At 48.2% G+C, this 20,329-nt stretch carries 19 protein-coding genes; 13 read left to right on the top strand and 6 right to left on the bottom strand.

The genetic code is table 11. From position 1 onward, the window contains the following. Positions 1-84: 84 nt before the first annotated feature. Both FIU99_RS20340 and FIU99_RS20335 read right to left on the bottom strand, forming a co-directional pair. Complete coding sequence (locus FIU99_RS20340; protein WP_006960252.1) at positions 85-1,599, bottom strand: aldehyde dehydrogenase (NADP(+)); 1,515 nt, start codon at positions 1,597-1,599, stop codon at positions 85-87. A 23-nt stretch (positions 1,600-1,622) separates the two neighbouring features. Then, on the bottom strand, positions 1,623-2,624 hold the full coding sequence (locus FIU99_RS20335) for a 4-hydroxyproline epimerase (RefSeq protein WP_006960253.1): 1,002 nt from the start codon (positions 2,622-2,624) through the stop codon (positions 1,623-1,625). Between the two features lie 111 nt (positions 2,625-2,735). Between FIU99_RS20335 and FIU99_RS20330 the strand changes: the two genes are divergently transcribed. The 7 genes from FIU99_RS20330 (at position 2,736) to FIU99_RS20300 (ending at position 10,605) form a co-directional block, all read left to right on the top strand. Further along, positions 2,736-4,001, top strand: a complete 1,266-nt coding sequence (locus FIU99_RS20330; RefSeq protein ID WP_152472522.1) for an FAD-binding oxidoreductase — start codon at positions 2,736-2,738, stop codon at positions 3,999-4,001. Between the two features lie 148 nt (positions 4,002-4,149). After that, the gene (locus tag FIU99_RS20325) at positions 4,150-5,229 is read left to right on the top strand and encodes a polyamine ABC transporter substrate-binding protein (RefSeq protein ID WP_006960256.1); all 1,080 of its coding nucleotides are present in this window, start codon (positions 4,150-4,152) and stop codon (positions 5,227-5,229) included. A gap of 45 nt (positions 5,230-5,274) precedes the next feature. Continuing rightward, a complete protein-coding gene (locus FIU99_RS20320) occupies positions 5,275-6,240 on the top strand; it encodes an ornithine cyclodeaminase family protein (RefSeq protein ID WP_006960258.1) in 966 nt (321 codons plus the stop codon). Between the two features lie 80 nt (positions 6,241-6,320). Further along, complete coding sequence (locus tag FIU99_RS20315; protein WP_006960260.1) at positions 6,321-7,235, top strand: dihydrodipicolinate synthase family protein; 915 nt, start codon at positions 6,321-6,323, stop codon at positions 7,233-7,235. A 120-nt stretch (positions 7,236-7,355) separates the two neighbouring features. After that, a complete protein-coding gene (locus FIU99_RS20310; protein ID WP_006960261.1) occupies positions 7,356-8,477 on the top strand; it encodes an ABC transporter ATP-binding protein in 1,122 nt (373 codons plus the stop codon). Further along, the gene (locus tag FIU99_RS20305) at positions 8,474-9,754 is read left to right on the top strand and encodes an ABC transporter permease (protein ID WP_006960263.1); all 1,281 of its coding nucleotides are present in this window, start codon (positions 8,474-8,476) and stop codon (positions 9,752-9,754) included. Before FIU99_RS20310 ends, FIU99_RS20305 begins: the two co-directional genes overlap by 4 nt. Before the next feature lie 2 nt (positions 9,755-9,756). Beyond that, complete coding sequence (locus FIU99_RS20300) at positions 9,757-10,605, top strand: ABC transporter permease (RefSeq protein ID WP_006960265.1); 849 nt, start codon at positions 9,757-9,759, stop codon at positions 10,603-10,605. Positions 10,606-10,672: 67 nt separating this feature from the next. On the opposite strand, the gene FIU99_RS20295 is transcribed toward FIU99_RS20300, so the two are convergent. Continuing rightward, positions 10,673-11,683, bottom strand: a complete 1,011-nt coding sequence (locus FIU99_RS20295; protein ID WP_006960267.1) for a GlxA family transcriptional regulator — start codon at positions 11,681-11,683, stop codon at positions 10,673-10,675. 143 nt (positions 11,684-11,826) lie between these two features. On the opposite strand from FIU99_RS20295, the gene FIU99_RS20290 reads away from it, so the two are divergent. From FIU99_RS20290 to FIU99_RS20280, 3 genes are all read left to right on the top strand, one after another. Beyond that, positions 11,827-12,435 carry a LysE family translocator gene (locus FIU99_RS20290; RefSeq protein ID WP_006960269.1) on the top strand — a complete coding sequence of 203 codons (609 nt, stop codon included), beginning with the start codon at positions 11,827-11,829 and terminating at the stop codon, positions 12,433-12,435. Between the two features lie 100 nt (positions 12,436-12,535). Then, the gene (gene dmeF / locus FIU99_RS20285) at positions 12,536-13,456 is read left to right on the top strand and encodes a CDF family Co(II)/Ni(II) efflux transporter DmeF (RefSeq protein WP_006960272.1); all 921 of its coding nucleotides are present in this window, start codon (positions 12,536-12,538) and stop codon (positions 13,454-13,456) included. Further along, positions 13,444-13,860, top strand: a complete 417-nt coding sequence (locus FIU99_RS20280) for a MarR family winged helix-turn-helix transcriptional regulator (protein ID WP_006960274.1) — start codon at positions 13,444-13,446, stop codon at positions 13,858-13,860. The genes dmeF and FIU99_RS20280 overlap by 13 nt, the downstream gene beginning before the upstream one ends. Positions 13,861-13,869: 9 nt before the next feature. Here the strand turns inward: FIU99_RS20280 and FIU99_RS20275 are convergent, their stop codons facing one another. Further along, complete coding sequence (locus FIU99_RS20275; RefSeq protein ID WP_006960275.1) at positions 13,870-14,625, bottom strand: hypothetical protein; 756 nt, start codon at positions 14,623-14,625, stop codon at positions 13,870-13,872. Positions 14,626-14,804: 179 nt separating this feature from the next. On the opposite strand from FIU99_RS20275, the gene FIU99_RS20270 reads away from it, so the two are divergent. The 3 genes from FIU99_RS20270 (at position 14,805) to FIU99_RS20260 (ending at position 17,056) form a co-directional block, all read left to right on the top strand. Next, the gene (locus FIU99_RS20270; protein ID WP_006960277.1) at positions 14,805-15,077 is read left to right on the top strand and encodes a hypothetical protein; all 273 of its coding nucleotides are present in this window, start codon (positions 14,805-14,807) and stop codon (positions 15,075-15,077) included. A gap of 14 nt (positions 15,078-15,091) precedes the next feature. Further along, positions 15,092-16,303: a radical SAM protein gene (locus FIU99_RS20265; RefSeq protein WP_006960279.1), complete on the top strand. Its 1,212-nt coding sequence runs from the start codon at positions 15,092-15,094 to the stop codon at positions 16,301-16,303. Positions 16,304-16,471: 168 nt separating this feature from the next. Continuing rightward, positions 16,472-17,056, top strand: a complete 585-nt coding sequence (locus FIU99_RS20260; RefSeq protein WP_006960280.1) for an EF-hand domain-containing protein — start codon at positions 16,472-16,474, stop codon at positions 17,054-17,056. 62 nt (positions 17,057-17,118) lie between these two features. Here the strand turns inward: FIU99_RS20260 and FIU99_RS20255 are convergent, their stop codons facing one another. Together FIU99_RS20255 and FIU99_RS20250 are read right to left on the bottom strand one after the other, a co-directional pair. Next, positions 17,119-18,516 carry a DUF1501 domain-containing protein gene (locus FIU99_RS20255; protein WP_039951893.1) on the bottom strand — a complete coding sequence of 466 codons (1,398 nt, stop codon included), beginning with the start codon at positions 18,514-18,516 and terminating at the stop codon, positions 17,119-17,121. A gap of 3 nt (positions 18,517-18,519) precedes the next feature. Then, complete coding sequence (locus tag FIU99_RS20250; RefSeq protein WP_006960282.1) at positions 18,520-20,292, bottom strand: DUF1800 family protein; 1,773 nt, start codon at positions 20,290-20,292, stop codon at positions 18,520-18,522. Between the last annotated feature and the right edge of the window lie 37 nt (positions 20,293-20,329).

Below are 20,329 nucleotides of genomic sequence, written 5' to 3'. Positions count from 1 at the left end.
GCGACCCTTGCAGCCGTTCACCTGTTTGTTTTTTGGGATGGGTCAAAACAAAAAGGTACCAGCTGGTACCTTTTTGAACAGTGACTACTGACCATCTATAGTCCGACGCACGTTAAGTGGGTTTGCTTGCTGTAGAGCCTGAGGCAATAACTCGTCCGGCATGGACTGATAAGCGACCGGACGCAACCAGCGTTTTATCGCTTCCGCCCCCACTGATGTGCTTGCAGGCATGGTTGAAGCTGGGTAAGGACCGCCGTGCACCATGGCATAGCTGACTTCAACTCCGGTGGGCCAGCCATTAAACACTAAGCGACCAGCGACTTCTTCAAGCTCAGTCACCAGTTTCGCTGCGAGTGCATAATCTGCTTCTTCTGCCTGAATGGTAGTCGTCAGGCTTCCGGCCAGATTCTGGCTCAACTCAAGCATGTCTTCGGCGCTTTCACATTTGACGATGATGGATTGAGGGCCAAAAATTTCTTCCTGCCATTGTGGGTTGCGTCGCCACTGTTCACTGGTGGTTTCAAATAGATACGCAGGTACACCTTGTTCAGGCTGGGATTGGGTGAGTGTCAGCCCTTGCTCGCGAGATCGCAGCTCACTTTGTTGCAGGTAACCCTGTTTGATCCCTTCTGTAAGCATGATCTGCCCAGGCTGGTTTTGAATCCCTTGGCGTACCGACGACAGGAATTGTGTGCCAGCGTTATCATCGACGATGAACACCACCGCAGGCTTAGTACAGAACTGACCGCAGCCCATATTCATCGACAGCAGATATTCTTCGGCTAAAGACTGACTATGCTGCGCCATACGTTGGGGGAGGATGAAAACAGGGTTGGAAGCGCCCAGCTCACCGTAAAAAGGAATCGGTTCTGGACGCTGCTGCGCAATATCATACAGTGCACGTCCGCCAACAATCGATCCCGTAAAACCGACCGCCTTGATTTTAGGATGAGAAACCACGGACTGGCCTAACTCATGGCTGGTTCCTTGCAGCAGAGTAAATACCGCTTGAGGCAAACTCATCTCATTCAATGCTTTGGCAATACACTCAGCGACTTTCTCACTGGTGCCAGGGTGTGCCGGGTGCCCTTTGACGATCACTGGACAACCCGCTGCCAATGCTGATGCGCTATCCCCGCCGGCCGTGGAAAAAGCTAGAGGAAAGTTAGAGGCACCGAAAACCGCAACCGGGCCAAGAGCAATGTTCTGACGGCGAATATCCGGTTTTGGTAGTGGCGAACGTTGAGGATCTGCGGTGTCGAAAATCGCTTCCTGCCACAAGCCACTTTCTACGACATTGGCGAACAACTTAAGCTGCGCAGTTGTACGGCTTAGCTCACCATTAAGTCTTGCGTGCGGCAGAGCTGATTCAAGATGAGCTCGTTCCACAATACCTTCTCTGGCTTGCTCCAATTGGTCGGCGATACTGTGTAACAGCTGAGCTCGAATCGCTGGGGAGGTTTGGCGAAATGATTTAGCCACCTCAGCCGCGGCATTGGCCGCAAAGTCGACATCAGATTGCTGATGCTCTGGAAATTGTCCTTCCAATACCTGCTCGTTTGCAGGATTGAGGGCAGAAAAAGTGCTGGTTTTATTCATGGTTGTGTCCTGTTGATCTTGGGCTATTTAAGTTCAAATCCAAATGCATATGGGTCGTTATCATCCACCCAGATGGTGTTGTGTCCGGTAACCTGCGCCCAGCCTTCAATACTGGGTAAGATGGCTGCTTTCCCATTGACTTCCGTAATGCCTTCGATGCGGCCAGTAAACAGGCTGCCAATGATGCTTTCATGAATAAAATCATCACCTTGCTTTAGTTTTCCTTTAGCGTGCCATTGTGCCATTCGGGCGCTGGTACCTGTGCCACAAGGGGAACGATCGAGTGCTTTCTCACCATAGAAGACAGCGTTGCGAGCGGTAGCTTGGGGCTGAGTTGGTGAGCCAGTCCAGAGTACGTGTGAGACACCACATACTGTTGGATCGTCAGGATGGGTGCATTCAACGGCATCGGATACGGCTTTACGTACCCGAGGGCTAAACATCAGGATTTCGTCTGAGGTGTAATGCTCCAGCCCCAGATAGTTTTCCTGAGGATCAACGATAACGTAGTAATTACCGCCATAAGAGACGTCAACGGTGATCTCGCCAAGACCTTCCACATCGACGGTGACATCTTGATGAGCAAGATAGGCAGGCACATTGAAGATCTTCACAGAAGTGATCTTTTCGCCATCGCGTTGATAGTGCACTTCTATCTGACCTGCTGGAACGTCAAGGATCAGTCGGCCTTCTTCTCGTGGAGTAATCAATTTTTGTTCTAATGCTGAGGTGACTGTACCGATCGTGCCGTGCCCACACATGGGCAGGCAGCCACTGGTTTCGATAAACAAGATCGAAGCATCAGCGTTTTCGCTACAAGGTGGCAGGACAACAGAACCAGACATCATGGCGTGACCACGCGGCTCAAACATTAAAGATTGGCGGATCCAATCATAATGTTTTAGGAAGAATTGCCTTTTCTCACTCATTGTTTCGCCCTGCAGTGGCGGTACGCCACCTGCAACCAGACGCACTGGGTTACCACAGGTGTGTGCATCAATGCAGAAGAAGGTTCCTTGTCTCATTTCTCGCTCCTTGGATACGAAATTGGTTGAACTGCTTTGGAGGGATGTTATCGTGATGTTAAGTATATTTTATACAATTTCTTTTTTGAAACGTGATAAGGAGCAAAATAAATGGTGAACAAAAATTCCTCACAAGCGCAAAAAATTGCGGTCATTGGTGGTGGTATTATTGGACTTTGTATTGCGCTCAAGCTGCAAATGAATGGCGAGAAAGTCACGATTATTGAAAAAGACAATGCGGGAGAAGGATGCTCCAAAGGCAACGCTGGCCACTTCGCAACGGAGCAAATTTTCCCATTAGCAACACCGGCACTTATCCCGCAACTTCCTAAGATGTTATTGAGCCCATCAAGCCCGGTTTCTATCCGTTTTCAAGACATCCACAAAACGCTGCCATGGATGATTCGCTTTCTGATGAAAGCGAGAAAATCAGCCACTGAACATGCGACTCAAGCATTGACTGAACTTAATCATTCGGCGATGGAAAGTTGGCAACGCTTGTTAGAAGAAATTGGGCTGAGTCATCTGATCGTGGATGAAGGCTCACTACTTGTTTTCGAAGACTCTCAGCTATTTTCGGCTTACCAATCCACTTTGAATGCCATGGATGAGCAAGGAGTGAGTTATCAGGTTTGGGATAGAAATATGGTACGAGAAAAAGTGCCTAAACTTTCTCACTCGGTGAATCACGGTGTGTTCTTTCCAAAAACCTCACATAGCTTGAGCCCTTATGATATGTGCGTTGAGCTTAAGTCTTACTTTCAAGGATTATCGGGGGAGTGGAGCAAAGGGGAGGTCGAAAACATCCAAGAAAAGGACGAGAAAATGGTCGTCACTGTTCAGGAACGTTCGCAGAGTTTTGATAAGGTCATTGTTGCCACAGGGGCAGAATCCGCTTCCTTGGTTAAGCAAATGACGGGAATAAAAGTGCCACTACAAGCGGAGCGCGGCTATCATCTAATGATGCCAGATCTGGCGAAAACTCTGCCGTTTCCGGTGAGCTCAGCAGACAGAAAATTCATCATGACGCCCATGCAGAATGGGTTGAGATTAGCGGGCACTGTCGAGTATGCTGACCTGAATTCACCAGCCAATATGCGCCGCGCAACCATGCTAAAAAATCTTGCGAAATCGGTGCTTAAACCAGAATGTAATCTGGAAAATACAGGGTCATCTTGGATGGGAAATCGACCTTCATTACCGGATTCGTTACCTGTGATTGATAGCCTGAAAAACGGAAAAATGCTGTTTGCTTTTGGTCATCAACATCTGGGGTTGACTCAAGCGGCGGTGACTGCAGATTTAATTGTTCAACTTCATCGTGGCGAGCAACCACATATAAATTTAGCGCCATTCTGCCTAAATCGATTTGGCTAAAAAATTTTAAAATTTAATATTGTATAAAATATACTGTCGTATTATGTTAATGAAAAGTTAATGTGAATTTGGTGCCTAACAGCGGTATTCAGGCGTCTGAAAAATTCGGGTTAAACCCGATAAGACAACAACAAAGGAGCACAACATCATGTCAAGCAAGACATTTACACCACTGGCTTTATTGATAGCCACAACGCTGTTAGGTACGGCTGGTTCTGCCGTGGCGGGGGATAAGTTGACGATCGTTTCATGGGGAGGCGCGTTTACAAAGAGTCAGGTGGAGGCCTATCACAAGCCATACATTGAGAAAACTGGGGTCGAACTGGTGTCCGAAGACTTCAGTGGCGGCTTGGCGGAAATCAAAGCCCAAGTAGAAGCGGATAACGTTCGTTGGGATCTGGTGTCTTTGGATAAACCCGATATCGTTCGCGGCTGTGCGGAAGGGTTACTCGAACCCTTTGATCCAAGCATTTTGCCAGCGGGCGCAGATGGTACTCCAGCGCAAGAGGATTTTATTCCCGGTGCAATCCATGAGTGCGCAGTGAATACCATCGTCGTATCTACGGTGCTCACCATTAACGAAGATGCATTCAAAGGTAAGTCGGCGCCTACCAAGCTAGTGGATCTTTTCGATTTGCAAAAATACCCAGGTCGACGTGCGTTACAAAAAATGCCACAGGGCAATTTAGAGTGGGCACTGATTGCCGATGGTGTAAAGCCAGAAAATGTGTACCAGATGCTGGAGACACGCGAAGGCCGACACCGCGCATTTGCCAAACTTGATAGCATCAAGCCTTACGTGGTTTGGTGGACGACAGGCGCACAACCGCCTCAGATGTTGGCTGATAAAGAAGTGATCATGGCGTCAGCGTTTAATGGTCGTATCCATAGTGCGACAGAGGAAGAAGGGCAGCCGTTCAAAATCATCTGGGATCATCAACTTGGTTACATGAATGGTTGGGCGATTCCAAAAGGCAGCCCGAATACCCAACAAGCCCTAGATTTCATTAAGTTTTCTTCCGGGACTAAACCATTGGCCGATCAAGCGAAGTACGTCGCTTATGGCCCAACCCGCAAGTCATCCTCTGCGCAGATCAGCCCGGAGATATTAGCCAGTCTACCAACCGCACCAAACAACTTTAAAACGGCCTTTTTGATCGATGATGAGTGGTGGTCTGACTATGCCGATGAACTCAACGAAGAGTTCAATACTTGGCTACTTAACTAACGTGCAGGTCAGAGGCTGTGGCCTCTGACCATTTCTGGAGGATCTATGATTAATATCGACGCGCAGCAAATCGTCAATTGTCTTTCGATGCGAGGACTTATCGAATCGATGCGCCAAACTTACACTGAGCAGGCAACCATTCCGCAGCGTCGAGTGATGCCGCTTGAAGACGGTAGTTATGACGCTTTTGCTCTGCTTCCTGCATGGAACGAGTCGCTGATCACCGTTAAAGCGTTCACGTATTTCCCTAACAATGCTGAGCAAGGCAAAGACACTCTGGCGTCGAAAATTCTCGCCTTTGATCGCACTAACGGTGAGCCGCTTGCGCTACTCGATGGCAAAGTGTTGACCTTCTGGCGCACAGCGGCGGCATCAGCGCTCGCGGCGGATTATCTGGCCAGACAGGATGCAAGCAGGCTGCTGATTTGCGGCACTGGAAATCTCGCCCCATACATGGCGTGGGCATACGCAGCGGTACGGCCTTTGAGCAAGGTATTGGTTTGGGGGCGCGATGAAGCAAAAGCTCGTCAAACGATGGATGAGATCTTATCCGCTAGTGAATATCAGGCGCTGCCTGAATCAAAACGTTTTAGTGTTGAAGTGGTTGACTCCGTTGATCAAGCGCTGAGTGAAGTGGACATGGTGACGTGTGTAACAGGCGCTAGTCAGCCTCTGTTTAATGGAAGCAATGTCCGAGCTGGCACACACATCGATCTGATTGGCAACCACGACAAAGACAAACGAGAGTGTGATACGCAAATCGTCACTCGCTCCACAGTGTTTGTCGACAGCAGAATCAACGTACTAGCGGAAGCCGGCGACCTATTGATCCCTATTGAAGAAGGTGTCTTCAGTGAGCAACAGATAAGTGCGGAACTGCCTGAACTGTGCAGTGGGCGCCATGTTGGCCGCGAAGACTCACAGCAAATCACACTCTATAAATCCGTGGGCAGTGCGCTGGCGGATTTGGCTGCTGTGAAGTTTGTTTTAACGCAGAAACAGGTTTTTTAACTCTGAGTGGCATGACTACTCATCACGTGGTTTCGGCCGCTATTTTAAATTGCATACAATATACAAGTGGAAGGTTATTGATGAACGTAGATTGGAAAGGTGTATACCCGGCAGTAAGTACTCAGTTTCGCAAAGATCAGAGCATTGATTTAGATGCGACACAAACGGTGATCGACAATCAGATTAATGATGGTGTCAATGGCATTATCTGCCTTGGAACCGTGGGTGAGAACTGTGCGCTGTACCCAGATGAAAAACGTCAGGTGCTTGCAGCAGCACACGAAGTGGTTGCAGGTCGAGTGTCCCTGATTGCGGGCACTGCGGAGTCGATTACATCGGCATCAATTGATTACATGCAGGATGCACAAAAGATAGGAATCGACGGTTGTATGGTGATGCCTGCCATGGTGTACCGTACTTCAGACAGTGAAACGGTCGATTACTATTCCACTTTAGCGCAAGCGACTCCGGAAATGCCCATCATGATCTACAACAACCCGGTCTCTTATGGCGTTGACGTTAACCTAGATTTGATGGAGAAACTTGCAGAGTACGACAGCATTGTTGCGGTAAAAGAGTCAACGACAGACACCCGCCGCATTACCGAGCTCTACAATCGATTTGATGACCGATTCACAGTGTTCAGTGGTGTAGATGACATTGCACTAGAGTCGTTGATGCTGGGCGCTACCGGTTGGATCTCTGGTCTAACAAACGCATTCCCAGAAGAGTCAGTAGCGATCTATAAGTTAGCCAGCCAAGGGCGTTACGCGGAAGCGTTGGAAATCTACCGTTGGTTCCTGCCGTTGTTGCGTCTGGATACGATTCCGACTCTGGTTCAGTGCATTAAATTGGCTGAACAGGTTTGCGGCCGCGGATCCGAGCAGGTTCGAGCACCTCGACAGAATCTAAAAGGAGAAGAGCGCGCCAAAGTGATCGCTATGGTTGAGCATGCCATTGCTACGCGCCCGGACCTGACTAAATACCAACTCTAACTCTAAATTGGGCGGTATAAACCGCCCTTTTAATCCAGTTACGTAAGCGGCTTATGAAGATGTTAAACCCTTTACTTAGCTGGATTGCTTTCGCGTTTACAGCAACCAAAGGGATAAATCATGACTGCGCAAAAGGAATACGTCAGTTTTCAGCATGTCCAGAAAACCTATGATGGCGAGAATCTGGTGGTTAAAGACTTCAACCTGTCGATAAAACCCGGTGAGTTTGTCACCATGCTTGGTCCATCAGGCTCAGGCAAAACAACTTGTTTGATGATGTTAGCTGGGTTTGAAACCGCGACACGTGGTGAAATCTATATTGATGGCACACCCGTGAACAACCTTGCGCCGCACAAGCGGGACATTGGCATGGTGTTTCAGAATTACGCTTTGTTTCCCCATATGACCATCGCAGAGAATCTCGCTTTTCCGCTCAAGGTTCGCCATATGAGTGAAGAAGAGATTGAGCAAAAAGTGGCTACCGCTTTACAAATGGTGGAACTGGAACACGTTGCGACCCGCTATCCCAAGCAACTGTCTGGTGGTCAGCAGCAGCGTGTGGCCTTAGCGCGAGCATTGGTGTTTGAACCTAAGTTGGTGCTGATGGATGAGCCTCTGGGGGCATTGGACAAACAGCTTCGGGAGCAAATGCAGTTAGAGATCAAACGCTTGCATGAGAAACTTGGCATTACTGTGCTGTATGTAACTCATGATCAGGATGAGGCGCTGACGATGTCGGATAGGATAGCCGTATTCAATCAGGGTGCTGTCCAGCAGTTAGCATCACCATCTGAGCTTTATGAAGCTCCCAGCAATGCGTTCGTGGCTCAGTTTATTGGTGAGAATAATCAGATAACAGGGCAAGTGATATCGCTTCAAGGGGATATTTGCCAAGTGGAGGTCGGGGACCACCGGATACACGCAAAAGCGGTGAAAGTATCGACAGTGTATCAGCAAACAACCTTGTCGATTCGTCCTGAAAAGATCATGGTCGAACCCAAACAAACAGAATGCGACAACCATGTCTCAGGCCTGCTGCGCGAGCTGATTTATCATGGCGATCATTACCGATTAGTCATCGATGTGGATGAGATGGGTGAGCTGATTGTAAAGGTGCCTAACGATAGCCGTCATGCCCGCAGTTTTACCCCCGGACAAACTTGCCAGCTGGGTTGGCACAGTCACGATTGCCATGCGCTTGATGGTCAAGAGCCGCTGAGAGTGGAAGGAGAAGCCGCATGAGTCGCGAACTGACAGGTTTGGGCTCGGTACTCGCATTGCAGAGAAAGCTCTCGCGCTCAAACAATGATCTTAGATCCCAGCTAAAACGCGCTGAACGCCATAAACAGATCCGCTCCCTTTTACTCATTCTTCCTTTGGTCTGTTTTATCTGCGTGACGTTTGCTTTTCCTATCGTCGAAATGTTGTATCGCAGCGTCGATAATCACGCCATCCCGAAAGCCTTTCCTCAAACCGTGGAGGCGATGGAGAGTTGGGATTATCAGCAGTTGCCTCCTCTTGAAATTCAGCAAACCTTTTTGAGCGAGCTGTTGGTGCGATATCAGGATAAATCATTGCCCAAACTGGCGAATCGGATGAACATCGAAGTGTCTGGGATGCGTAGCCTGCTGATGAAATCCGGCCGTAAGCTGAGCAAGATGGAAAGCCTTCCTCAATCAGCTCAAGAAGTGGCCAAACTGGATAGACGCTGGGCAAAACCGCAATACTGGGCGGTGATAAAGAACCTTAGCCAGCCTTACACCCTAAGCTATTATCTGGCGGCGCTGGACCTGCGTTTTGATGAGCAAGGTCAGGTCGTTCAGCAACCAGAGACTCGACAGGTTTACGTCGATCTGTTTACCAAAACCTTCGGCATGTCACTGGCGATCACCATTATCTGTTTGGTTATGGCGTATCCGGTGGCTTACCTGCTGGCGAATCTCCCTGACAAGCAGGCCAATTTGCTGTTGATTGTGGTGCTATTGCCTTTCTGGACCTCACTATTGGTGAGGACGACGTCGTGGATTGTGTTACTGCAAAATCAAGGTGTGATTAACGATCTCTTGTTATGGTCGGGCATTGCAACTGAACGCCTTGCCATGATCCACAATACCTTTGGCACTATTGTGGCAATGGTGCACATTCTGCTTCCGTTTATGATTTTGCCACTGTATAGCGTGATGAAAGGCATCAGCCCGAGCTACTTTCGCGCCGCGCGATCTCTGGGAGCGACGCCCGCTAAAGCCTTTGTCAAAGTGTATATGCCACTGACGATGCCCGGCGTTGGGGCTGGCGCGTTACTGACATTTATTCTGTCGATTGGCTTCTACATTACTCCTGCTCTGGTCGGCGGACGCAGTGGGCAGATGATTTCCAATATGATTGCTTACCATATGCAAACCTCGTTGAACTGGGGCATGGCGGCGGCGTTGGGAGGCTTGCTGCTTGCTGTGGTTCTAGCACTGTTCTATCTGTTTAACCGTGTGGTTGGCATCAATAACATTAAGGTTGGAGGTTGATCATGGCGTTACCTGTATATTGCAGCAAAACCGAGCGCATCGGCTATTGGGGTCACTTGCTGTTTTGCACACTCGTCTTCTTGTTCTTGATTGCGCCTATTTTGATCATTGTGCCGTTATCGTTTAACGCGACGCCTTACTTCACTTTTACGGAAGGCATGCTCAATCTCGATCCAGACGCGTATTCGGTTCGTTGGTATGCGGATATGTTCACCAATAGCCAGTGGCTGTCGGCGCTGAAGAACAGTACCTTGATAGCCGTTTGCGCCACTTTGGTCGCGACCGTGCTCGGTACTTTGGCTGCGATGGGACTGGCAGCTAACAATGTTCCGTTTCGCAATACCATCATGGCATTTTTGATTTCGCCGATGATTGTCCCAGTGATTATTTCCGCTGCCGCAATGTACTTCTTTTACACTCGGCTCGACTTATCTCAAACCTTTATCGGAATCGTCCTTGCTCACGCGGCACTTGGGACACCTTTCGTGGTGATTACCGTGACCGCCACACTTAGTGGGTTTGATCATTCACTGGTGAGAGCCGCTTACAGCTTGGGCGCGAGTCCGGTTTATACCTTTCGCCATGTCACGTTCCCTCTGATTCGCCCAGGAATGATTTCCGGCGGCCTGTTTGCGTTTGGAACCTCGTTTGATGAAGTGGTGGTGGCGCTGTTTATCACTGGTGTTGAACAAAGAACCGTTCCTCGTCAGATGTGGTCAGGTATCCGAGAACAAATTAGCCCAACCATTCTGGCCGTTGCCAGCTTGCTTATTTTGATGTCCGTTATGCTGTTGCTGACATTGGAAATGTTACGCAGGCGCAATGCCCGAATTCGCGGAATTACCGAATAATACGATTCCATACTTTGCAGGATTCTTATGAGGTCAGTGACGAGTTTTAACGGTGAACTTTGCGCCTCTAACTTTCCCTGTACGCCCTGATTTGTCCCAGGGCGTTATTTTGTCTACCTGAGCGGATGTGACTCGGTGAGTCGCCGAAGCGTTTTGTTATCAGTTTGCTCAGATAACTGGTATCGCAGATCGCGACTTCATCGGCGATTGTGGTCAGTGGTGTGCTGGAGTTGAGCAGTCGCCAGTAGACATACTGAAGCTTCATTTCAAGCCAGTACTGATGCGCGCTCTGCTGAGTTTGGGCCTCAAATAGGCGATCCAACTGGCGTCGACTCAGGCCTACGGAATCGGCTATCTGTTCAATGGTCTGCTTCCTATCCAGTTGCTGGCGCATGGTTCGGATAGCTCGGTTAAGAATGGGGTGATGATATTGCTCATCTTTGTCTGAACGGAGCTGGTGGAATGGTTCTCGGCTCTCATCAATCAGCATGTCTGCTAGGCCTTTCAGCGCACGAGATTTGTCAAAGTGAAGCGAGAGGATCTCTGCCGCCAGATCGACACTGGCACTGCCACCGCTACAGGTAATTCGCTTGCGATCAAAACTGAATAATCGGTCTGAATGCACCTGTATCTTAGGGTACAGGTCACGAAACTCTTGCTCGTGGCGCCAGTGGATCGTTGCTTCGTACCCTTCAAGTAAGCCAAGCTCGGCAAGGGTAAAGGTTGCGTTATCAATCGCAACCAACGGCATGTTGTGAGCGGCGGCTTTTCGCAACCAACTCGCATACAGGGAGGCACACTGATGAGCTTGTCTGGCGGTGCGTGAGCCAAACAAAACTAAATAATCAAAATGTTGAAGCTCTATGTCATCGATCAGGTGATCGATTTCGATATGAATGCCACAGCTGGCAAGCTGACGATGCTCATGGCCTACCACTGTCCACGAACACAGTTTCTGTTCACTCAGATCGGCTTCGTCTGCGGTAAAGCGCAGTTTGTCGATAAACCCTCCTAATGCCAGCAGGGAAAAGCTTTCGCAGGGCAAGATTAAAAATCGAACTTTCGGAGTGGTGATCATGAGTGTATTCCGCTAAGCAATCTTCCTACCACTATAAACGACCACGTAATATTTTCACGTATTACGTCCAAATTTTACCAAGTCACAATACAAGATTGACGCTATCGTCAGGCTATCAAGTGAACAATGAATGGGAGAATGTAATGCAATTTGAGATGTGGCTTGTCTATCTGGTAGCAGTGATTGGGGTGAGCTTAGCCCCCGGCCCGAATGGCATTCTCGCCCTGACTCACGGGGTAAATTACGGTCGCCGCGCTGCTAAGTACACAGTGCTTGGCGGTATTACCGGATTTTTCGGGCTGATATTGATTGCCAGCATTGGTGTCGGCGCTTTAGCCATACTCTCTCCCGCTGTCATTAATGGTTTGAAGGTTGCAGGTGCGCTGTATTTGATTTGGTTGGGCATTGGGCTGGTGAAAACACGCACGCTGACGAAAAGTGAAGGTGAAGAGAATGATGTTCAAGCGAGTAAAGGCCTGTTTCGACGCGGTTTCTTTACAGCCGTAGCCAACCCTAAAGTTCTGTTGTTCTACGTTGCGTTTTTGCCCCAGTTCATTGACCCAGCACAGCCATTGGCGCCACAAATCCTTGTTTTAGCGGTCACTTTTGCCGTGGTGGAATTTGCGGTTGAGTATGGCTATGTACTGCTCGCGCACCATATGCAGAGCTTTCTTCATAATCATGGTGGCACGTTCAATCGCATCAGTGGCGGTGTTTTTGTTTTATTTGGCTGTACGTTACCGTTCATATAAGTGAGAGAGTGGTCTGGCGCACTTTTTAAGGTTGACTTTGTTTGACAGTCAAACTAAATTAACTTTCAAATAATTTGATAATCAAACTAAAGGTTCAGTTTTGAAATTTGCCACCGAACATCATCACGATTTTTCTTCACATAATCAGGAAGGCGAGAAGAGAACGTTTTACGTGCTACTGCTGACATTGGCGACTATGGTGGCTGAAATTGTTGCAGGTACGGTTTACGGCTCGATGGCATTGCTGGCTGACGGCTGGCATATGGGAACTCACGCTGCGGCATTTTGTATCACTCTGTTTGCCTATCGTTATGCGAAGAAAAATGCCGGCAACGATCGATTCTCGTTCGGTACAGGTAAAGTCAGCGTGCTTGGCGGATATACCAGCGCCATTGCCCTTGGTATTGTCGCATTGCTCATGGTGGTAGAGTCTGTACACCGACTGTTTAACCCGCAAGCGATTCAGTTTAACGAAGCCATTATGGTTGCGGTGATAGGGTTGATTGTGAATGTGGTCAGTATGCTATTGCTTCATGGACATCATCATGATCACGGTCATCACCACCATCATCACGGTGAGCATGAACATCATCATGATCACAATTTAAGAGCCGCTTACATGCATGTGTTGGCGGATGCCCTCACTTCCGTATTGGCCATTGTTGCGCTGTTTATGGGTAAATTCTACGGTTGGAACTGGCTCGATGCGATCATGGGTATTGTTGGTGCCATCGTCATTGGTAAATGGACGCTTGGTTTGATTCACCAGACCAGCCCTGTGTTACTTGATGAAAGCGTTGAGCCGGATTACCGAGAAAAAATTGAGTCTGAGCTGGCGGGCCTCGCTTTGGTAAAAGACTTCCATATGTGGAAAATCAGCAGTGATCATTATTCGGCGGCGATTGCGATTGAGTCCTTGGAGGACAAATCCTTATCAGACTATAAACAATTGCTAGCGAAGTTTGATAAGATTCATCACCTGACCCTTGAAGTTCATCCAGCGAAACTATGCGCAACCTAGAGTTACTTAACCAAACACTGACCGAGTTCTACGACAAAATGTCCTCATGGGAGCAGTCTGTCGTCAAAGAAACGGGTTACTCACTGGCACAAATTCATACTATTGAAGTGCTGGGGAGTTTTGGTGCACTGCGGATGAAAGAGTTGGCGCAAAAGCTGGGGATTACCACGGGCACCTTGACGGTACAGATTGAAAAACTGGTAAAAGCCAACCTGATTGAGCGTTGTGATCACCCTGAAGATCGCCGCGCGATTGTCGTCAAATTGACGGAAGCTGGCGATGAAATTTATCAGCATCACAACCAGCTCCACCTAGCGTTAGTCAAGGATCTGACCAGACATATCAGCGATGAACAGTCTGAGGTGCTTTTAGAATGTCTGAGCAAAATGAATCAGGAATTCTAGTTCCCGTTTCTATTTTTCAATCAGTTTCTTCACACTGGCGCGATAGGCCTCGCTGGCCCCGGCCTTTATGGGCTCTCCGTGTGAAGGAAGAAGCGCTTCAAACGACCAATCGAAAAATTCATTGAGTTCCGTTAAGTCCGGTTTTACCGCTTGCATCCAGCCCGGCCCAATTCCCGCATGGGCAAAGAACCCCATTTTCTTCATCATAAACTTGGCGGTAAAGTTGAAGAATGCATCCGGTTCCGCCCAGTTTTGCAGGCTGTCGCCTGAGATAGCAATACCTTGCTCTTTATCTATCCACAACAAGCCTTCGTTGAGTCTTCCTGAACTGATTTCGAAATAGCGTAGCCCTTTTAGCGGAGGCAGATGATCCGCAGAGAGAATTTCGTCAGGAGTGAAGTAACGACTGTCAGCTTGGTTCGGATTAACGCCATGAAAGTAGGGCGCATCCACCGACCACATAGTGGCACCGTAACGCTGTTGGTAAAAAGGGTCATCCATTCCGTGAAATGCCGCCAGTCTGACAACGTGCTTAACCTCGCCTAAGGTTTCCAGCTCTTTCAGTGTCTGTTCATCCAGTCGGACAGAGTTCACCAGTGTCAGTTCATCATTGTCACGAATGATGGTCATATTGCGGCTGAACTGCATCGTAAGCGGGCCGAACTTAGGGTGAGGTGCTTTGAGTTTTACGCACCCTTGTATCCAATAGAGGTCATCTCGAAACTTGGTGAGTGAGCCATGTTTTAGCGCTGGAGGAAGTGTCATCTCAAATCCCTGTATTTAAAGCTAGGTTATCAGACTATATCGCTCGGCTGACCTATGCGAGAGCAGCCAAATGATTCGTGAAGCGGTTCTCATCTGGTAACCAAAAGTTAACCCTTAGCTTAGTAAGCTACTCGTACTGAAGCAGAACACCGCTGAATGTGTGACTTGTGAGAGGCTTTATGCAGCGTTTTATTCCCGAGCGATGGAAAACCATTTTGGCTTTACTGATGGCGGTGATCGCCCTCAAGTACAACCTGTTTTTCGTCTGGGGAATGTTCTGTGTGTTTTGGAGTTGGGAGAATTTCCGCTCCAAAGAAGCTTACTTTGTTGAACGGGTCGAGCTGAAGAAAAATCCCATGTTGTTCTGGATTATCGTTTTAAGCTGGCTGGCAATGGGCGCGTTGTATTTCTTCATGGATAAGAACATTTTTGATTTCTTTTACCGTCTGTGAGTTGAGGGGGAACGATGAACATTTATCTGGTTAAAGCATCTGCTGGTAGCGATTACTCCAAATACAAAGCCGAAACGGGTGGGCCGCCGCAGAACATCTTTGCCGCCGCCGCGGCCACACCGAAATGGTATGGGATTGGTATGGTGGACGAAACCATTGGAATGAAAGCGGATCCTTCTCCCGACGCGGATTTGGTAGTGATTTTTATGTCGACCCCAGACGCGTATCGAGCTTATGAGCTGTCTTCGCATTATCGTCAGCAAGGTAAGTGGGTGGTTTTGGGTGGCTTGCATACCAAGTTCAATCCCGAAGAAGCCGCTGAATATGCAGACAGCCTAATTTTTGGTGAAGTGGAAAACTACTGGGTTCAGCTGCTCAATGATGCAGAGCTCGGGCAACTTAAGGCTCAGTATCAAAGCAACGAACCTGTTGATTTAAGCTGTTTGAACCCGTATCCGACCGACATAATTCCACCATCGGTTTACGACTATACGTGGTCGGTGGTTGTTACGCGGGGTTGCCCTTTTAAGTGCAATTTCTGTTTGGTTCCTCGATTCTTTAACAAGTTTGAACAAAGGCCCATTGCCCACATTGTGGAAGAAGTGAAGCAGCTAAAAACGCTGGGTGTTGAGTGGGTGGAACTGCATTCAGACAATCTGACTCATGATAGACAGTATGCCATGGATCTGTTTGCTGCGTTAGAGCCACTCAAAATGAATTTTTACGGTGAGACAACGGTGCTCATTGCACGTGATGAAGCGCTCTTAGCGGCTGCGAGCCGAGCTGGTTTTAAAGCGGTATTACTCGGGATTGAAACCCCGTCTGAAGCCGCTTTGAAAGCGCAAAAGAAAGGCTTCGTGAAACCAGTAAAAATGAAGGAGTACATCGCTAAAATCCGTCGTCATGGCATTGAAGTGTGGGGCGATTTTCTGTTTGGCTTCGATGAGCATGATTCGACGATTTTTAAGCAGACTCAAGCGTTTGTGAAGGACATTAAAGTCGATAAAGTGATTCCACATTACATGATTCCCTTTCCGGGAACCGAGACCTTCAGAAAGCTGGACGAAGAAGGACGTATTTTGACCAAAGACTGGTCCAAATATGACGGAAGCCATCCCGTCTATCGACCTAAGAACATGACCGAAAGCGAATTGGAACAAGGTATCTACTGGATCTGGAATAAGAATACGAGCTTCATCGACAAAATGAAGTACTGGCTGAATTAATTTCTCTTTGTTTAACTGCCAAACTTAGGTGCCCGTCTGTCACTCAGACGGGTTTTTTTTGGTTTCTTCTTTCTATTCTCTACTCAAATACTCATCTCTAAGTGTTAACCATTCGTTTACGTTCCGCTTTCTATACTGGCTCGGTATTCACGATTGAAAGGAACTGATATGCACTTACTTAAAGCCGTTTACTTACCTTTACCACTGCTGAGTTTTAACCTTATCGCTGCGCCTGCCGTTGATGAAATGTTCGATTACTTTGATACCGATAAAAACGGATCTCTGAACATTCAAGAATTTAAAAATGGTGGTGTGGATGCGGAAGGGGAACATTGGAATCAAGGGCTCTCCAAAGTGTGTTCTGAGAAAACGTTACAGGTCGCCGAGCCTGAGTTGGTCAAAACATTTAAACAACTGGATAAAGATGGTAACAGTCAGGTTTCTAAATCAGAATTCACTAAGCAAGGTACAGTGATTTACAACGCCTACTGGCAAGCGTCGTTTGATAAAGCGGACACCAATAGCGACAAATTTCTGGTCAAGGACGAATATCTGAAACAGGCCAATGCGTATGTTGAGAAGTTGAAGACGCAATACGCTAATGCCAACATTCCGGTTGAGTGTAAAGCGGAATGTTGGCAGGAGTACTACCAAAATCTCAATCAATACGCTGCGTATGCCTTCGATTATCTGGATAACAATGCGGACAAAAAGTTGAGCTACCAAGAGTACATTGGTGAGCATCTCAGATAACGCTGTGATGCATGACAAAAACAAAAAACCACCATATTTGGTGGTTTTTTGTATCTTGATTGCTACTTCAGTAATCCGGACAGTTTATCTTTCTCACCTTTAATCCGGAAGTTTTTGAGGTTAGGCAGTAAGCGATGAAGCTGCTCTTCACTGGCGCCAAACCAACGGGCGAGCTCAGCGTAGAGCTCATCAATGGCTGTGGTGGGTATCAGCACGCCATCCCCAACATCCAGCGGGTTTTTGTCTCCCAATGTTAGAGAAGGGTAGTCGCCGTAAACTTTACCGCCATTAACCGCGTTGCCCATCACTATCGTATTGCCACCCCAACCGTGGTCGGTGCCGTTACCGTTGGAGGTCAGTGTGCGGCCAAAGTCGGAGCCGGTAAACGTCACGACTTGTTCGGCAATTCCCAATTCATCAAGGCTGCGTTGAAACTCCCCAAGAGCCTTACTTAGAATGGCGAGCATGCTAGCGTGGTTGTTCAGTAGTTCATCATGGTGGTCCCAGCCAATATAGCGCAGAAAGAAAGTCTGTTGCTGGTGGCCGAGGTTATCTGCCGCCTTAATCGACTGAGCCACTTTGCGTAGCTCTTTAGACAACGGCGAATCAGAGAAGGTCGTTTTAACCCTGATCCCCTCAACAGCTCTACGGTAGATTTCATGCTGAGCTTGGGATTCTCGTGTGATGGCCAGATAACTTTGTTTAAAAGGATCGTTGGGGTAGCTTTGATTGAGGCTGCTCTCAAAGTTATCCAGCAGCAATCTGTTAAGCTCGGTTGGGCTCTCATTAATGATCAACCCAACGCTGCCAGATTCCGTGATTGAATAAGGCGCGGACTGCAAGCCGTTCTGCATGATGTTGCTGCCAGCGAGTGAGATGTTCATCGGAATCGCTTCAATCGGTTTGTTGGATTGAAGGGCGTCTGCGAAATAGCCAAACCAGCCACGGTTGATACGCTCTCCTGGTCTCGCTGTCTGCCAGTGTTTGAACTGATCAGAATGGGACATCAACCCAAGCGGCAGTGGCACATTCCCAGCGTAAAACTGAGATTTTTCAATCGGTTTGATCATAGGGCCAGTGTTAGCCACGAAGGCGAGCTTGTTGGCATCAAACAGCCGCTGCACTTCTGGCATGCTAGGGTGAAGACCAAAACGCCTCCCTTGAGCATCCTTGTAGCCACTCAGGGCAAGAAGTTCGCTCTTGTTTAACGCCAGATTGCTGCGCGATACTTGGTAGTCACGATAGTGACGTTCAGAGGTGGGAACCAACATGTTGTAAGAATCATTACCACCATCAAGCATGATGAACACCAGCGCTTTTTTTGCTGGTTTGATGTTACCAAGCGTATTTTTGACTGGTTTAGGTGCGGCATAAACCGGAGCGGTGCCAGTAAGCATCAGCCCTGCGCAGGCAGAAGCGGCGGTGGATGATTTTATAAATTGTCGTCTTGAAATACCCATGGTTTACGCCTCCTGTACCGTGAATTCAGATGAAATGGCAATGAAGAATACGATGGTTTGAACCACCCATTCTGGCTGATCTTTGTATACAGCAAACGAAGACAGAATCTGCGGCTTGATACTTAACTGGTTTTTCCCCGTCAGCAGTAGGCTGATTTCATCAATGAGGGCGCCGTGGTTTGAAGGATCTCGTGCTTTGCCAATGTACTTAGCAAAGTTGAGTTTGAGCCGATTTGCTTTGTTCGCCTGCAGAGCTTCGATGTCCAGCTCCGCGACGTTATGAATGCCCGGCTGGCGACTTATCTCGGTACTGACCGCAGGCAAATAGCCACCAAATAGCCAGTAGTACATGTAGTTGACGTAAGCGATGGACGTTGCCGAGTTATGCAGCTCAAACTCCGGCGCGACCAGTCCACTGTCTTCGATGGGGCCATGCGGTGTGTAACTCGGTTTGTAGAAGTTGAACACGGTAGGAGAGGAGAGCGGGTGCTGCTCTAATTGATCTTCAATATCATCACCAATCACCCACAATTTTTTTGACTGGTTAGAGACATTAAATGCACGTAGGAGTTGAGTGACTCGAAGAATGGGAGACTTAAGCTTCTGTGACTGAACCAGAGTGCCTTGTTCAACAGCTGCGCTGAGAAATCTCACTTTACCCACAGGGTGCTTGAGTGGGTATGTCAGGATCTCGTGAATGGCATTTTTAAGATTACCCTGTGGACCAAACGCTACGGCTACTGCTTCGACGTACTCTGCACTGGGATTGGACGTCACCAACTGGTTAATGAGCTTAGTCGCGATAAACGGTGCCGTACTCGGATAGGAGACCAGCTTTTGCGTTACCGTCCGAATTTCTTCCTGAGCAGAAGTATTCTTGCGCAGCGAGATGTGCCCATTGAGCAATGACTTTTCCTGTCTGTCATGATAGCTCTCTTCAACCTCCATCGGCTGAGTCATATTCACAAATGGGATGGTTTTGTAGCGCTTGTCGATACCGTCTTCAAAGCTGACTTGGTAACCGTTGTAATCTTTACTCCAAAAACTGTTTTCCCACTCAAACTGATAACTCGCTGCTTTGAGGCCAGTGAAGACTCGGGCGAGTTCTTTGATATCTCGATTGTCGTAGGTAGCGATTGGATGACCATGTTGGTTAGTTTTACGAGTGCCATCAGGGTTGAGTTGATAAAGGCCAATTGAAAACAGCTGCATGATTTCACGTGCGTAGTTTTCATCGGGATGGATACGCTGTGAAGGATCGGCTTTACGATTGTTGATGTGACTTAGATAAACACCCATACAAGGGTGCATAGACACGTCATAGAGTAAGTCAGCGTAGCTGCCAAAAGCGTGTTTGTAGAGCAGGTCGTAATAGCTCGCCATACCAATCGCATCGAGTTCAAGCACAGAGTTGTCGGAAATAACCAGAATTTCACTCAATGCCTGTGCGACCCGATGACGAAGCAGACTCTCGTTGTTTTCCAGCGCTTTTTGCCACCAAGCCATATGGAAATACCACTTGTATGGCAAAGCTGGGTTGTTGCCATCACCATCTATCGCTCGTTGCCCATGAGCATTGACGAGCTTGCTTCTGAAGTAGTGCCAGATCTCACGAGTGGTTGACTCATATGAGTGATTCGGAGAGGGCGTTGATTTGAACTCGTTTGCCAACCATTTTTCAATGCCTTGCTGGGAAACAGAGTCGATGAGTTTTTGATCTGCACCAAGCGTGGCTTGCATCAAAAATCTGCTGACCTGCTGTTGGGTGTGCTTCATCAGATTGTCCTTGTGTTGATAACGCAGGAGCCAACAA

Source organism: Vibrio sp. THAF64 (assembly GCF_009363455.1).
Classification (GTDB): domain Bacteria; phylum Pseudomonadota; class Gammaproteobacteria; order Enterobacterales; family Vibrionaceae; genus Vibrio; species Vibrio coralliilyticus.
Note: the sequence above shows the minus strand (reverse complement) of the source record. Positions and strands in the feature narration are given on the sequence as shown.

Bases quoted from the DNA above. Each gene is read 5' to 3' on its own strand.
- FIU99_RS20300 (WP_006960265.1), top strand. From the start codon at position 9,757: ATGGCGTTACCTGTATATTGCAGCAAAACCGAGCGCATCGGCTATTGG.
- FIU99_RS20250 (WP_006960282.1), bottom strand. From the start codon at position 20,292: ATGAAGCACACCCAACAGCAGGTCAGCAGATTTTTGATGCAAGCCACG.
- FIU99_RS20290 (WP_006960269.1), top strand. From the start codon at position 11,827: ATGCAATTTGAGATGTGGCTTGTCTATCTGGTAGCAGTGATTGGGGTG.
- FIU99_RS20270 (WP_006960277.1), top strand. From the start codon at position 14,805: ATGCAGCGTTTTATTCCCGAGCGATGGAAAACCATTTTGGCTTTACTG.
- FIU99_RS20330 (WP_152472522.1), top strand. From the start codon at position 2,736: ATGGTGAACAAAAATTCCTCACAAGCGCAAAAAATTGCGGTCATTGGT.
- FIU99_RS20255 (WP_039951893.1), bottom strand. From the start codon at position 18,516: ATGGGTATTTCAAGACGACAATTTATAAAATCATCCACCGCCGCTTCT.
- FIU99_RS20280 (WP_006960274.1), top strand. From the start codon at position 13,444: ATGCGCAACCTAGAGTTACTTAACCAAACACTGACCGAGTTCTACGAC.
- FIU99_RS20325 (WP_006960256.1), top strand. From the start codon at position 4,150: ATGTCAAGCAAGACATTTACACCACTGGCTTTATTGATAGCCACAACG.
- FIU99_RS20260 (WP_006960280.1), top strand. From the start codon at position 16,472: ATGCACTTACTTAAAGCCGTTTACTTACCTTTACCACTGCTGAGTTTT.
- FIU99_RS20320 (WP_006960258.1), top strand. From the start codon at position 5,275: ATGATTAATATCGACGCGCAGCAAATCGTCAATTGTCTTTCGATGCGA.
- FIU99_RS20275 (WP_006960275.1), bottom strand. From the start codon at position 14,625: ATGACACTTCCTCCAGCGCTAAAACATGGCTCACTCACCAAGTTTCGA.
- FIU99_RS20295 (WP_006960267.1), bottom strand. From the start codon at position 11,683: ATGATCACCACTCCGAAAGTTCGATTTTTAATCTTGCCCTGCGAAAGC.
- FIU99_RS20335 (WP_006960253.1), bottom strand. From the start codon at position 2,624: ATGAGACAAGGAACCTTCTTCTGCATTGATGCACACACCTGTGGTAAC.
- FIU99_RS20265 (WP_006960279.1), top strand. From the start codon at position 15,092: ATGAACATTTATCTGGTTAAAGCATCTGCTGGTAGCGATTACTCCAAA.
- FIU99_RS20340 (WP_006960252.1), bottom strand. From the start codon at position 1,599: ATGAATAAAACCAGCACTTTTTCTGCCCTCAATCCTGCAAACGAGCAG.
- FIU99_RS20305 (WP_006960263.1), top strand. From the start codon at position 8,474: ATGAGTCGCGAACTGACAGGTTTGGGCTCGGTACTCGCATTGCAGAGA.
- FIU99_RS20310 (WP_006960261.1), top strand. From the start codon at position 7,356: ATGACTGCGCAAAAGGAATACGTCAGTTTTCAGCATGTCCAGAAAACC.
- FIU99_RS20315 (WP_006960260.1), top strand. From the start codon at position 6,321: ATGAACGTAGATTGGAAAGGTGTATACCCGGCAGTAAGTACTCAGTTT.